General features: G+C 66.6%; 10 protein-coding genes. 1 reads left to right on the plus strand and 9 read right to left on the minus strand.

The window, feature by feature from the left end:
* Positions 1–4: 4 nt before the first annotated feature.
* From DK842_RS16300 to DK842_RS16315, 4 genes are all read right to left on the minus strand, one after another.
* On the minus strand, positions 5–3,436 hold the full coding sequence (locus DK842_RS16300) for a response regulator (RefSeq protein WP_114062397.1): 3,432 nt from the start codon (positions 3,434–3,436) through the stop codon (positions 5–7).
* Positions 3,437–3,440: 4 nt separating this feature from the next.
* Positions 3,441–4,001 carry a YfiR family protein gene (locus DK842_RS16305; RefSeq protein WP_168191939.1) on the minus strand — a complete coding sequence of 187 codons (561 nt, stop codon included), beginning with the start codon at positions 3,999–4,001 and terminating at the stop codon, positions 3,441–3,443.
* Entirely contained in the window at positions 4,001–5,914 is a 1,914-nt protein-coding gene (locus tag DK842_RS16310) for a TonB-dependent receptor plug domain-containing protein (RefSeq protein ID WP_114062399.1), read from the minus strand. The genes DK842_RS16305 and DK842_RS16310 overlap by 1 nt, the downstream gene beginning before the upstream one ends.
* A gap of 189 nt (positions 5,915–6,103) precedes the next feature.
* The gene (locus DK842_RS16315; RefSeq protein ID WP_232538504.1) at positions 6,104–6,910 is read right to left on the minus strand and encodes an AraC family transcriptional regulator; all 807 of its coding nucleotides are present in this window, start codon (positions 6,908–6,910) and stop codon (positions 6,104–6,106) included.
* A 139-nt stretch (positions 6,911–7,049) separates the two neighbouring features.
* Between DK842_RS16315 and DK842_RS16320 the strand changes: the two genes are divergently transcribed.
* The gene (locus DK842_RS16320) at positions 7,050–8,213 is read left to right on the plus strand and encodes an FAD-dependent oxidoreductase (RefSeq protein ID WP_114062401.1); all 1,164 of its coding nucleotides are present in this window, start codon (positions 7,050–7,052) and stop codon (positions 8,211–8,213) included.
* 12 nt (positions 8,214–8,225) lie between these two features.
* On the opposite strand, the gene DK842_RS16325 is transcribed toward DK842_RS16320, so the two are convergent.
* From DK842_RS16325 to DK842_RS16345, 5 genes are all read right to left on the minus strand, one after another.
* Positions 8,226–9,155 carry a CysB family HTH-type transcriptional regulator gene (locus DK842_RS16325; protein WP_114062402.1) on the minus strand — a complete coding sequence of 310 codons (930 nt, stop codon included), beginning with the start codon at positions 9,153–9,155 and terminating at the stop codon, positions 8,226–8,228.
* A complete protein-coding gene (locus tag DK842_RS16330) occupies positions 9,152–10,231 on the minus strand; it encodes a sulfate/molybdate ABC transporter ATP-binding protein (protein WP_114062403.1) in 1,080 nt (359 codons plus the stop codon). The genes DK842_RS16325 and DK842_RS16330 overlap by 4 nt, the downstream gene beginning before the upstream one ends.
* Position 10,232: 1 nt before the next feature.
* A complete protein-coding gene (cysW, locus tag DK842_RS16335; RefSeq protein ID WP_114062404.1) occupies positions 10,233–11,111 on the minus strand; it encodes a sulfate ABC transporter permease subunit CysW in 879 nt (292 codons plus the stop codon).
* Entirely contained in the window at positions 11,108–11,968 is an 861-nt protein-coding gene (gene cysT, locus DK842_RS16340) for a sulfate ABC transporter permease subunit CysT (protein WP_114062405.1), read from the minus strand. Before cysT ends, cysW begins: the two co-directional genes overlap by 4 nt.
* 550 nt (positions 11,969–12,518) lie before the next feature.
* A complete protein-coding gene (locus DK842_RS16345) occupies positions 12,519–13,526 on the minus strand; it encodes a sulfate ABC transporter substrate-binding protein (RefSeq protein ID WP_114062406.1) in 1,008 nt (335 codons plus the stop codon).
* Positions 13,527–13,670 lie beyond the last annotated feature (144 nt).

Below are 13,670 nucleotides of genomic sequence, written 5' to 3' on the forward strand. Positions count from 1 at the left end.
GGGCTTATCCTTTCAGCGTCAGGCCGTAGCCGGCCGCCAGCTGGTGCAGCAGATTCTCGGCGATGCGGAAACTGAAGTCTTCTATCGCCTGCCGCATGCCTTGCAAGGATTCAACAGGGAGGATGAAGGTCAATTGAGCGAAGGCGGGTTCGATTTCCTCCAGGCTGTCGGAGTCCAGCGCTTGGAGCATCTGGCGCAGCAGCGGCAGCAGGTTGGCGGGGCGGATTTCATCTTGTCCGGCTTGGCGAATCGCGTCGTCCGTGCGGCCGCACAACTCTTCTATGCTCTTGCGCGCCACGTCCAGCGTGACCTGCAGTTGCAGCAGGATATCCTGAGGATCGTGCTGGTTCAGGAAAGCCAGCTCGATTTCCCCGGCCAGCCTGGCCACATCGGTCAGCGCCAGGTTGCCGGCGGCGCCCTTGATTTTGTGGGCCAGCGCGGCGGCGGCGGCATCGTCATGCTCCCTGTTCAGCTCGTTGAATTGCTGGATGCAGTCGCCGTATTTGGCTTCGAACTTGCTCAGCACGCGGTGAAACGACTCCTGGTCCAGCCAGATTTGCGACGCCTGGGTCAGGTCTATGCCGGGCAGTGTGCCGAAGGCGGCCGCGGGAGGCGGCGATGGCGCGGGCGGGACGTCGTCCTTGGCTCCGGCGAGCTGCTGGATGGTGCGGATCAGCACGCCGACGTCGAAAGGCTTGGCGACGAAGTCGTCCATGCCGGCGGCGCGGGCGGCGTCCTGCTCGGCCTTGAAGGCGCCGGCGGTCAGCGCCACCACAGGCAGGCCGGCGATGGACGGGATGGCGCGTATCGCCCGCGTCGCCTCGTAGCCGTCCATGCCGGGCATCTGCACGTCCATCAGCACAATGTCGACGCCGTCCGGGTGGGCTCGCAGCCACTCCACCGCGTCCTTGCCGTCCGAGGCGAGCTCCACGCTGGCGCCGGCGGTGTGCAGGATGCGCTGGGCGACCTCGCGGTTGATTTCGCTGTCGTCCACCACCAGCACCCGCACGCCGGGAATGGTGGGGCGGCCGATGGCGGGCACCGCCTGGCTTTGCTCCGGCGCGCGGCGATGCATGATCTCGGCCACCGCGTCGTACAGGTTGGAGCTGGTCACCGGCTTGCACAGCACCGCGTCGACCAGGCGGATGTCGGTTTGCTTGAGCAGCTCCTCGCGAGAGAAGGCGGTGACCATGATGATGATGGGCCAGTTTTTCTGATGCAGCAGCTCCCGGATCTTTTTTGTGGTATCCATGCCGTCCATGCCGGGCATGCGCCAATCCACCAGCACTAGGTCGTAGGCCTCGTCGCGCTCCAGCCGGCTCAGCACCTGGGCGACGGCCTTGTCGCCGGATTCCACGGTGGTGGTTTTCCAGCCTATCGATTCCGCAGTCTGGTTCAAGCTTTCGCGCGCCACTTCGCTGTCGTCCACCACCAGAATATCAAGCTCTGCGGTGGCCGGCAGCGCGTGGTCGGCCACGGGCGCATGCTCCAGCGGCAGCGTGAACCAGAACTCGCTGCCTTCGCCCGGGGTGCTGATCACGCCGATTTCGCCGCCCATGCGGCTGACCAGGTGGCGGCAGATGGTCAGGCCCAGACCGGTGCCGCCGAAGCGGCGGGTGGTGGAACTATCGGCCTGGGAGAAGGCGTTGAAGATCTGCGCCTGCTTCTCCGGCGGGATGCCGATGCCGGTGTCGCGCACAGAGAAACGCATCAGCGAGCGCTTGGGCTCGCGCGAAATCTCGTCCACCCGCACCTGCACGGAGCCGCGCTCGGTGAACTTGATCGCGTTGCCGGCCAGATTGATCAGCACCTGTTCCAGCCGCAGCGCGTCGCCCACCAAATGGCGGATCAGATGCGGCGCGGTGGCCACCGCCACTTCCAGGTCCTTGTTGCCGACATTGGTGCCCATGATGGTGGCCAGGTTGTTCAGCACCTCGTCCAGGGTGAACGGCGCGTGCTCTATCTCCAGCCGGTTGGCCTCTATCTTGGAGAAATCCAGAATGTCGTTGATGATGGATTGCAGCGAGCGGCCGGCGCCGCGTATCTTGCGCACCAGATCCAGCGAATCATGGTCCAGCGGCCCCTGCTCCAGCAGGTAGGCCAGTCCCAGCACAGCGTTCATCGGCGTGCGGATTTCATGGCTCATATTGGCCAGGAAGTCCGCCTTGGCGCGGTTGGCGGATTCCGCCTCTTCGGTGCGGGCCACCAGTTCGCCGTTGGCTTGCTCCAGCTGCGCGGTGCGCTCCTGCACTCTTTGCTCGAGCGCTTCGTTCAGCTGCATCACCTCTCGCTCTGCCGCGCGGCGGTCGTCGACGTCGCGCATCGCGCCCACCCATTCGCTGGCATGGCCGTCGTCGCTGGTCAGCGGCACCATGCGGATGATGACGACCCGGTAGCGGTCGTAGGCGGCATGCCACAGCCGCAGCTCCAGCTCGAAGGATTCGGGGCGATTGATCGCCAGCGACCAGGAGCGGTCCAGCGTAGGCTGGTCGTCCGGATGAAAGGCCTGGCGCCAGCCCACGCCCAGATACGCCTCTTTGTTCTGGCCGGTATAGGACTGCCAGGACGGCTGTTCATTGACGAAGCCGCCGCCCGGGCCGCAGTTGAGGATGACGGTGGACATGGCGCTGACCAGCGAGCGGTTGCGCAGCTCGCTCATCTGCAGCGATTTCTGGATGTCGCGGCGTTCGGATATCTCCCGCTCCAGATCGAGCTTGGACGCTTCCAGGTCGTCGGTGCGGCGGCCAATTTCGGCCAGCATGTCGTTGAACGCGTCCACCAGATAGCCGACCTCGTCGTCGGTGTATTTGTCCGCCCGCAGCGTGAAATTGCGCTCCTCCATCACTTGGCGCGCCACATCGGTCATGGAAAGCAGCGGCTTGGTGATCCACTGTTGCAAGCGAGAGGCGATGGCCAGCGCCAGCGCCATGCTGCCCAGCACCGCCGCGCACAGCACCAGGAAGTAGTCCCACATGCGCTGGGAGATATTGTTGCGGGCAACCAGATACACCCAGCCCAGCACTTCGTGGTTGGATACGATGCGCTTGGTCTGGTAGGCCAGTGCCCCATCCAGCCGCACGCCCTCAGCGTCCGGCATCGGCGGCACTGCCTTGGCATGCTCGCCGGGACGCTGGTAACGCGCGAATAGCGCGCCCTTGCTGGTATAGACGGCGGCTTCAAGAATGCTGGGCTCGGCGCCCAGCAAGGCCAGATTCTCGGTGGCGGCGCGGTTGTCGCCGAATTGCAGCGCGGCGACGATGCTGCGGCCCACGATGTCGGCCTGGGTCTGCAGGGCGTTGGCCAGCGTTTCCTTCGACTCCTGGGCCTCGTCGTACATCAGCGCGCCGCCCGCCAGCAGCAGCGCGCAGCAGTTGGCGACCAGAACCATCAACATCATCTTGCTGCGTATGCTGTGAAAACCCTCGAACAGCTTCATAAAGCTAGCCTCCCTCTACCCGCATCGCCACGCTCAGCAGACGGGAGCTCAGCTTCAGGTTGACGCGGCGGGCATTGGCCAGCGAAATCACGAAGCCGACGCGGTTATCTGTCTTGACGAAATTGATCACGCTGCCGGGCGGCATGTCGCCGGCCGCCTCGGTGATGGTGAGCACCGGTTTGTCGTCCAGTCCGCCGGCTATCCGATGGAAGGCGGATTGGGCCTGCTGGCTGACAAACAACATTTGCACGCCGTCCAGGTTGTCGCCGGGCTTGACCGTTCGGATCCTGAAGGCGTGCTGGTGATAACTGCGGCCGGCCAGCAGCTGGCCCAGCGTCTGGGCGAAACGGTCCGATCCCAATACGGCGATGACCAGCGGCGTGTCCGCCTGCGGAAACGACGCGGCCGGCCATTCCACGTAGTCGGTGAAGCGCAGCAGGTAGGCGGCTTTGACCGGATATTCGATGGAGGGGTCGTCGGCAGAGGCGAATAGCGGCGCGAACAGCAACGAGAACGCGATGAGCAAGCGTCGGAGCGCGGGGCGAAAGGAGAAGGCCGCGGCCATCAGAACGCCACTTTCAGCCGCATGGTGCCGGCGCGGCCGATTTCCACCGGGGCGGCGGAGGCGGAGCTGGCGTATTCGACGTGGCGGCGGTCGAACAGATTGTCCAGCGCCAGCGTCAGGGTGACGGCGCGGGTGGCCTGCCAGTTGTAGCTGGCATCGACCACGGTATAGCCATCCACTTTGACGCCGCTGCCGAAGGTTTGCAGCGCGCCGACGTGGCGCAGCGCGGCGCTCAATTGCCTGTGTTCGGAAATTTGCCAGCTTGGCCGCAGCGACCATTGCGCGCGCGGATCATTGCCGGGGGGCGATTGCGCGGTGCTGCCGGTGAAGGATTCGTGCATCAGCGCCAAGCCGGCGGCGAGCCGCCAGGCAGGATTGAAGCGATAGCTGGCCCAGCTTTCCAGACCCATCGTCCGGCCGTTGATGCTGTTGCCCAGCGTGTAACCGCCGGTTATCGGGTCTACGCTGCGCAGCTTGTCGTACAGGCTGTTGAACGCGGTGACGGAATAGCTGCCGCCGGCGCCGATTTGCGAGCGGTAGCCCAGTTCCAGCGTGCGCGCGATTTCGGATTGGAAGCCGCCGCTGACGATATGGTAGCCGGGGGCATCGATGTAGAAATTGTCGTCCAGCCGGGAGGGCACGCGCGCGGAGCGGGTCAAGGCCGCCCAGACCAACCGGTCGCCAGCGGGCTTCCAGCTCAGCCGCAGATTGGGCATGAACTCGAAGCCGGTGAAATTGTTGTGCTCCAGCCGCGCGCCGGCGATCAGCTTCCAGTCGCTGGAGAAGGGCTTCTCCCATTGCGCGAACAGATTGCCCCAGTGCAGCTTGGCGCGGGAGGGGAGAAAGGCGAGTTGCGTCGACAGATTGCTGACCTTGTCGTCGGCGTAGCGGTAGCCGCCGCCCCAGACCAGCTGCCGGCCGTCGCTCCAGGGCAGGGAGTGCTGCGCCTCCAGGTTGATGGTGTCCAAAACCTCGCCGAACACGCCGGGGTTCAGCCTTTCGGTATGGTCCAGATAGCCTTGCAGCTGCAGCGTCGCGCCGCCATCGCCAAGCGGCTGCTGCCAGCGGCCCAGCAGGTTGGCGCCGGAGTGGCGCTGGTCGGCGGGGCCCGCCTGATCCACCTTTTCCCGGTACAAGTCGCCCTGGACGGTGGCCGCGCGGCCGCCGCGGTTGAAATCGGCGCGAAAGCCAGCCTGGTCGCGTCTCCAGGCGTCCTGCGCCGATTGCCCGTTGACCAGGTCGGTGTGGGGGAAGTCCTGAGTCTTGGCGTAAACACGGAACGCGCTGTCTTCGCCCAGCTTGGCGCCGTAGCGGACGCCGCCGCCGCGCTCCCGGTTGCCGGCGTCGAGGCTGGCGAGGCCGCCTTGGGTATCGCCCGCTTTCTTGGTGATCACATTGATCGCGCCGTTGACCGCGTTGCCGCCCCACAGCGTGCTGGCGGGGCCGCTGATCACCTCGATGCGCTCCACGTCGTCCAGCGGCATGTCCTGGGCGTCCCAGAACACGCCGGAGTAAAGCGGGGTGTAGACCACGCGGCCGTCTATCAAGACTTGCAGCTTGTTGGAGGTGATGGAATTGAAGCCGCGCGAAGAAATGGCGTACTGGCTGGCGTTGATCTGGGCCACCTGCAGATTGGGCGCCAGCCGCAGCGCTTCCGGCAAGGTGGCGACCCCGGCGCGGCGGATGTCGTCGGCGGTGATGACGTAAACGGACGCCGGCGCATCCGACAACCGTTCGGAGGCGCGGGAAACCGAGGTGATCTGGAGATTGGCCAGTTGCTCCAGCGACATTCCTGCCAACTCGTTGAATCCCGGCTCATCGGCGCGGGCCGAGGCCGACGCCAGCAATCCTCCAGCCAGCACGAAAGACAGCGTCCGCCGGCGATATCCGGCGGCGGCATGGTATCCACGCATGACCCCGCTTCTCCTGTGACGCCCGCGGCGGGCGCATCGGGAAAACGCTCAGACTGGCGGCTTGCCTCTTTGGGGGCCAAGCCGCTGTCGGGCTTGGCGCTTTTCGCCAGCGCGTGTCCGCTCGACCGGCCGGACTGTTTACAGCATAGCAGTCCTTTCCGGAGTCACAGGATGAGTTGGGCGCGGCGTTCATTTCCGCGCGAGGGACAGGTATTGGGCGGGCGTGGCGCCCATGGCGCGCCGGAACATGGCGATGAAATTGCTCGGCGACGCGTAGCCCAGCGCATCGGACGCTTGGGCGACGGACATCCCCGCGGCCAGTTTCTCCATCGCCCAGATCAGTTGCGCCTGCTGGCGCCAGCGCGAGAAGCTCATGCCGGCATCGTCCCGCATCAGCCGGCGCAGGCTGCGGCCGGACAATGCGCCTATCCGGGCCCATTCCTCTATCGAGCGCTGGCCGGCGGGGTCGGCCAGAATCGCCTGGGCGATCCGTCGCAGGCGCGGATCGGAGGGCATGGGCAGATGCAGGTCTTCATGCCGCGCCTGGCGGATTTCATCGAGCGTCACCGCGGCGATGCGTTGCTGCTCCGGCGAGCGCGGCGCGGATGGCGGCCACGAGGCGGCCCGCCGCACCAACGCCTGCAGCAGCGGCGAGATGGCCAGCACGCAAGGACGGGGAGGCAAGCCGCCGCAGCAGCCAGGCAGCAAGTAGACGCTCCAGCCGCTGAGCGCGCCATTGATGCGGACGCGGTGCGGCGTGCCCGGCGGCAGATAGCCGGCGCGCTGGGGCGGCAGCAGCCATGATCCGTCCGGGGTCTCGACATGGATCAGTCCATTTTCCACGCACATCAGTTGGGCGCGCGCGTGCTGGTGCCAGCCGTATTCCCGGCTGCCCAGCCGGAATTCGCTGTTGGCTTCGTCTCGGCCGCCCAGCGCGATCAGGTCCGGGCCTGCCAGCCATTCGCTGTGGTCCATGGAGGAGGCGGTCGCTTTCATGATGGCCATTATTCACTATTTTTTGTCCATATGCCGTTATTGAGGCTTGGCCGGCTCATTGGACAATGATGGGCGCGGCTGGAGCGGCATCTGCCGTTTCAGAAGATTGCGCGATTCTCATCGATAGGGAGTGTGTGGAATGAGCCGAATCATTATCGTGGGCGCAGGCGTCGGCGGCTTGTGCCTGGCGCAGGGCTTGGCCAGGGCCGGCATCGCGTTCGAGGTGCTGGAAGCGGATGCCGGGCCATGGATAAGGGGGCAAGGCTATCGCTTGCGGATAGACGCCATGGGGCAACAGGCCTTGCGCGACTGCCTGCCGACAGGCAGCTTCGCCTTGTTTCAGGCCAGCTGCGCGGTGAGCGGCTCTGGGCGCTTCGTCGATGCGCAGTTGCGGCCGTTGCGGGAGCGCCGGCCGGACAGCTGGCGGGAAAACGCCGTCGAAGGAGAGCCGGATGGCGATATGAGCGCGGACCGGCAAGTGTTGCGCGATATCTTGAGCCATGGACTGGCGCCGCAGATCCGCTGGGGATGCCGGGCGACGCGCTGCGAGCGGGAAGGAGACGGCATTGCCGTCCATTGCGAGGATGGACGCGTTTTCCGCGGCGATCTCGCGGTGGCGGCCGATGGCCTGCGCTCGGCCTTGCGCCGGCAGTGGCTGCCGCAGGCGGAGCCGGAGTCGATCGGCGCGCTGAACATCTATGGCAAGGTCCCTCTGGCGGATGCCGGCGCGCTGGAGCCTGTCATGTTGGCGGGGCCGACCGTGGCGTTCGCCGATGGTTGCACCCTGGTGGTCGAGCCCATGCGGTTTCGCGCGGGGATGGCCGAACTGGCCGACCGGCACGCGCCGGGCTGCCGGCTCAGCGAGCCCGGGGACTATCTGTATTGGGCCTTGTTCGGGCGGACGGAACGCCTTGGCGGTCCATTGGGGCCGGATGGGGACGAGGAGGGTTTGCGCCAGCGGCTCCAGGCCGTGTGCAGAGACTGGCATCCCAGCTTGTCGGGCTTGCTGGCGCGCTCCGCGCCGGCTTCCATCCTGGGGCGGGAGGCGCGGATGGCGGCCGGCGTGCCGGTTTGGCGCGCGGGGAGGCTGACGGCGCTGGGCGACGCCATACATGCGATGAGCCCGGCCGGCGGGGTGGGCGCCAACACCGCCTTGGCCGACGCCGCCATGCTGGCGAGATGCTTGGCGGAGGATGGCGTCGAGCCGGCGGTGGCCCGCTACGAGGCGGGCATGCGGATGCGGGCCGAGCAGGCGCTGGCGCAGACGCGCGCCGGCACCGAGCGCCTGTTGCGGCTGGAGTGAGGCGAGGGCGGGCTATTCCTGCGTCGCCGGGCTCAGCGCCTGGCGCACGCTGGCTTCGCTCAGCGCCGGCGCGCACAGCTCCAGGAAACGGTAGGCGTAACTGCGCAGGTAATGGCCGCGGCGGATGGCGATGCGGCTGGTCTGGCGGCCGAACAGCGGCGGGCCTTCCACTACCTTGACGCCGGCGTCGCGGCGCGGGTCTACCGCCATCGAGGCGACGATGCCCACGCCCAGCTCCAGCTCGACATAGGTCTTGATCACGTCGGCGTCCAGCGCCGCCATCACGATGTCGGGCGCCAGGCCGGCCTCGGCGAAGGCGTCATCGATATTGGCGCGGCCGGTGAAGCCGTGGTGGTAGGTGACGATGGGGTGCTCGGCCAAGGCGTCCAGCGTCAGCGGCTCGCGGTGCAGCGGATGTTCGGGCGGGGCGATCACGCAGTGGTGCCAGCTGTAGTAGGGGAAGGAGACCAGATCGGCCACCTCCGCCACCGCCTCGGTGGCGATGCCGATGTCGGCCTCGCCCTCCAGCAGCAATTTGACCAGCTCGGCCGGGCTGGCCTGGTGCAACACCAGGTGCACGCGCGGGAAGGCGCGCTTGAACGCGGTCACCACCTGCGGCAGCGCGTAGCGCGCCTGGGTGTGGGTGGTGGCGATGGTCAGCTGGCCTTCGTCGCGCAGGCTGAACTGCTGGGCCAGCCGCTTGATGTTGCCGGCGTCCAGCAGCATGCGCTCGACGATGGTCAGCAGCTCCTTGCCGGGGTCGGTCAGGCCCAGGAAGCGCTTGCCCTTGCGGATGAACAGCTCCACGCCCAATTCGTCCTCCAGGTCTTTTATATGTTTGCTGACGCCGGACTGGGAGGTGAACAGCGCGTTGGCCACCTCGGTCAGGTTGAAGCCCTGGCGCACGGTTTCGCGGATGATGCGCAGTTGTTGGAAATTCATGCCCCGCCTCCTTGCGCGTCCGCGGCGAATACGCGGGCGGCGCGCGCGCGCAGCCGCACGTCCTGGCCGGCGGCCAGCGTTTCCAGCAGCGGCGCGTCGGCGGGCAGCTCGGCGTCGAAAGCCAGTCCGGCCAGCTCGCCGCGGCCTTCCAGCTCGATGCGGGACAGGCCGCCCAAGGTCAGTACCCGCAGCACCCGCGCGGGCAGGCCGGCGCCGTCCTGATCCGGCTCGATGGACAGGTCGTGTGGGCGGATGAAGGCCTCCACCGTCTGGCCGAGCGGCAGCTGGTGTTCGGCGTCCAGCATATGGCCGTCCACCGCGATGGCGCCGTCGCGGCTGACGCCGCGGATGCGGTTGGCGCTGCCCAGGAAACCGTAGACGAAGGCGCTGGCGGGGCGGGCGTAGACTTCGGCCGGCGAACCGATCTGTTCCACCTTGCCGTGGTTCATCAGCACTACCCGGTCCGCCACTTCCAGCGCTTCCTCCTGGTCGTGGGTGACGAAGATCGAGGTGATGTGCAGCTCGTCGTGTAGCTTGCGCAGCCAGCGGCGCAATTCCTTGCGAACCTTGGCGTCCAGCGCGCCGAAGGGTTCGTCCAGCAGCAACACGCGCGGCTCCACCGCCAGCGCGCGGGCCAGGGCGATGCGCTGGCGCTGTCCGCCGGACAACTGGGCCGGCAGGCGGTCGGCCAGCCAGTCCAGCTGCACCAGGTCCAGCAGCGCGTGCACCTTGCGCGCGATCTCGGCCTCGGACGGGCGCTCGCGGCGTGGCTTCATCCTGAGGCCGAAGGCGACGTTGTCGAACACGCTCATGTGGCGGAACAGCGCGTAGTGCTGGAACACGAAGCCCACCTGGCGCTCGCGCACGTGGGTGGCGGAGGCGTCCTGTCCGTCCAGCAGCACGCGGCCGGCGTCGGCCTGCTCCAGGCCGGCGATGATGCGCAGCAGCGTGGTTTTGCCGCAGCCGGACGGGCCCAGCAGCGCCACCAGCTCGCCGCCGGGGAAGTTCAGGCTGACGTCGTCCAGCGCGGCGAAGTCGCCGAAGGCCTTGCGGATGTTTTCTACTTGTATGCTCATCTCAGTTTTCCTTGACGCTGCGCCATTCCACCCAGCTCTTCAGCGCCAGCGTGACCAGGGCCAGCAAGGCCAGCAGGGACGCCACGGCGAAGGCCGCGGCGAAATTGTACTCGTTGTAGAGGATTTCCACGTGCAAAGGCAGGGTATTGGTCTCGCCTCGGATGTGGCCGGACACCACCGACACCGCGCCGAACTCGCCCATCGCCCGCGCGTTGCTGAGAATCACGCCGTACAGCAGCGCCCAGCGCACATTGGGCAGAGTGATGTGCCACAGCACCTGCCAGCCGCGCGCGCCCAGCACCACCGCGGCCTCTTCTTCCTCTCGGCCCTGGGCTTCCATCAGCGGGATCAGCTCGCGGGCGACAAAGGGCACGGTGACGAACAGCGTGGCCAGCACGATGCCGGGCACGGAGAAAATGATCTTGATCCCGTATTCCGCCAGCCATGGCCCCAGCCAGCCCTGCTGGCCGAACACCAGCACGAAGATCAGGCCGGCGACGACCGGCGACACCGAGAACGGCAGGTCGATCAGCGTGATCAGCAGCTGCTTGCCGCGGAAGTCGAAGCGGGTGACCGCCCAGGCGGCGGCGATGCCGAAGGCCAGGTTCAGCGGCACCGATACCGCCGCCGCCAGCAGCGTCAGCCTCACCGCCGCCAGCGCGTCGGGCTCGGCCAGCGCGGTCAGATAGGTGCGCCAGCCTTTGGCCAGCGCCTCGGCGAACACGACGATTAGCGGCAGGAGCAGGAATACGGCGAAGAAGCCCAGCGACAGCGTCAGGATGGTCCATTTGACGGCGCGCGACTCGCGGGTGGCGGCGCGGGATTCCAGCTGAGCGGTCTTGTCCGCCGCCGGGCGCGGATGGGTGAGGGCGGCGCTCATCGGGCGGCTCCCGCGCGGCCGTGGCGGCGCGCGCTCCAGAACTGCAGGCCGTTGATCGCCAGCAACAAGAGGAAGGACGCGGCCAGCATCACGCTGGCGATGGCGGCGGCGCCGGCGTAGTCGAACTGCTCCAGTTTGCTGATGATCATCAGCGGGGTGATTTCCGACACCATGGGCACATTGCCGGCGATGAAGATCACCGAGCCGTACTCGCCGACCGCGCGGGCGAAGGCCAGCGCGAAGCCGGTCAGCAGCGCCGGCTGCAGCGTGGGCAGGATCACGTGGCGGAAAATCTGCCAGCGGCGCGCGCCCAGGCTGGCGGCGGCTTCTTCCAGCTCCGACTCCAGATCTTCTAGCACCGGCTGCACGGTGCGCACCACGAAGGGCAAGCCGATGAACACCAGCGCCACCAGCACGCCCAACGGGCCGAAGGCCACCTTGACGCCCAGCGGCTCCAGGTATTGCCCCAGCCAGCCGTTGCCGGCGTACAGCGCGGTCAGCGCGATGCCGGCGACGGCGGTGGGCAGCGCGAAGGGCAAGTCCACCAGCGCGTCCACCAGGCGCTTGCCGGGAAAGCGGTAGCGCGCTAGCGACCAGGCCAGCAGCAGGCCGAACACCGTGTTGATGGCGGCGGCGGCCAGCGCCATGCCGAAGCTGAGCCGGTAGGACGCGAGCACATGGGGCGAGGCGGCGGCCTGCCAGAAGCTTTCCAGCGGCTGGCCGGCGGCGCGCAAGGCCACCGCGGCCAGCGGGATCAGCACCAGCAGCGATAGATAGCTGACGGTGAAGCCCAGCGATAGATTGAAGCCGGGCAGGACGCGCGGAGGGCGGGGCGGCGGAGCGAGTGTCGCGGACATCGTGGATTCCAATTCATATAATCGAATAAACGATATCTGTATGGACGTTATTCCAAAAATAAGCATTTCTTCGTTGCTTATTCGAAATTATGCAAAGTGGGCGAGGAATAAAAGAGAACCGCCCGCGGTGGGGCGGGCGGTCTGGGTGTTATGGAAACCCTGGTGTTTTTCACGATCTTTCTGGTTTTGAATCCGCTGCGCGGATGATGTTTGGTGTGGCCGGGGCTGCCTGGCTGGCAGGGAGGGGGTATTGGCGTGGCTGTCCCGCCTAAGCAGATATCCCGGCCACCCTCAAGCCTGGCCTTCGGCTTCCCGCCGGGCCCCGTCAGGCCCGAGGCGCGGCTGAGCGCTCTGCGTGCGAATCCATCACTGGGCGGGGCAAGACCTCGCACGTAGGGATTCGCTCCGCGATGCGCGCCAACGTCGCGGGGCTCGAACAAGCAGCCGCTTAAAACCTCGGGCCTGCCGCCCGGCGGCAGGCTATAAGGGTCCAGGGGCGCGTCGGGTACGTGCAAGTCCAAGAAGCTATCTGGCTAGCAAGAGCAGTGCCTCAGCGCGCCACGATCTGGTCGAACACCCCGCCGTCGGCGAAGTGGGTTTTCTGCGCCTTCTGCCAGCCGCCGAAGGTCTGGTCGATGGTGAACAGCTTCACCTTGCTGAATTGGCCGGCGTACTTGGCCGCCACCTTGGCGTCGCGCGGGCGGTAGTAGTGCTTGGCGGCCAGCTCCTGGCCTTCCGGGCTGTACAGGTAGTGCAGATAAGCCTCCGCCGTCTTGCGGGTGCCGCGCTTGTCTACGACCTTGTCCACCACGCTGACTGGCGGCTCGGCCAGGATGGAGACGGACGGGGTGACGATGTCGAACTTGTCGGGCCCCAGCTCCTTGGCGGCGAGGAAGGCTTCGTTTTCCCACGACAGCAGCACGTCGCCGATGCCGCGCTGGGTAAAGGTGATCAGCGAGCCGCGCGCGCCGGAGTCCAGCACCTTGACGTTGCCGTACAGCTTCTTGACGAAGTCCTTGGCCTTGGCGTCGTTGCCGCCGGGCTGCTTCAGCGCGTAGCCCCAGGCCGCGAGGTAGTTCCAGCGGGCGCCGCCGCCGGTTTTCGGGTTCGGCGTCACCACTTCCACGCCGGGCTTGGCCAGATCGTTCCAGTCCTTGATGCGCTTGGGATTGCCCTTGCGCACCAGAAACACGATGGTGGACGAGTAGGGCGACGCGTTGTGGGGCAGCCGCTGCTGCCAGTTGGGCGCGATGGACTTGGCCTGGCTGGAGATTTCGTCGATATCGTAGGCCAGCGCCAGCGTCACCACGTCGGCGTCCAGGCCGTCTATCACCGAGCGCGCCTGCTTGCCGGAGCCGCCGTGGGACTGCTTGACGGTGACGGTTTCGCCGGTCTTGGCCTTCCAGTATTTGGCGAAGGCGGCATTGTAGTCCTGGTAGAGCTCGCGCGTCGGGTCGTAGGAGACGTTGAGCAGGGCGACGTCGGCGAAGGCGGAGGCGCTGCCGGCGAGCAGCAGGGCGATGGCGAGGCGGTGCAACGGACGCATAGTGGTTCCCATGATGATTTCTTGAGTGACGGCAAACACTGTAGGCGGCGCGGCGGCGGCGCCGGAAGCAAGAAATTCAGCAAACGATATGCAAAGGATGGCAAAAGCCGCCATTTCGAGAATGTGGATAGGCTTATCGGCAAATCGTATATGACC

It is taken from the genome of Chromobacterium phragmitis (assembly GCF_003325475.1).
Lineage (GTDB): Bacteria > Pseudomonadota > Gammaproteobacteria > Burkholderiales > Chromobacteriaceae > Chromobacterium > Chromobacterium phragmitis.